This window comes from Leucobacter sp. M11 (assembly GCF_035726885.1).
GTDB lineage: Bacteria > Actinomycetota > Actinomycetes > Actinomycetales > Microbacteriaceae > JAPFRB01.
In genome coordinates this window covers 1-350 of record NZ_JAPFRB010000014.1, presented here as the reverse complement: position 1 = coordinate 350, position 350 = coordinate 1, and the positions used below count along the sequence as shown (strand labels likewise).

Below are 350 nucleotides of genomic sequence, written 5' to 3'. Positions count from 1 at the left end.
CGAAATATCATCGCGGAAGTTAAGGACGATGTATACCTTCATTATCATGATGAAAAACTCATCGATGTATTTATGATGGGCAATCCATCCATCTCAACCGGGGATATCCGTGAAGTCCTCTCTGAAAATCCTACCTCAATGCTGATCCATGCGGAAGAGAAGGATGTGAAAGACATCCGTGCACATCTTGATGAAGTTCATGCAGAAGTGATCGATCACCGCAGATGGGCTGCACCGTGGCATGTCATTGAAATTGTTAAAACAGGATTAAATAAAGCCGTCGGCATCGAAAAAGTCGCTTGATCGCATGAAAGCCCACAGGAGCGAATCATATCATTCGGTGATGTAGA

1 protein-coding gene is annotated in these 350 nt (G+C 44.0%); it reads left to right on the top strand.

What is annotated here, in order from left to right:
• A partial coding sequence (locus tag OOT08_RS18815; protein ID WP_325094432.1) for an HAD hydrolase family protein occupies positions 1 to 303 on the top strand: 303 nt, incomplete at its 5' end.
• Between the last annotated feature and the right edge of the window lie 47 nt (positions 304 to 350).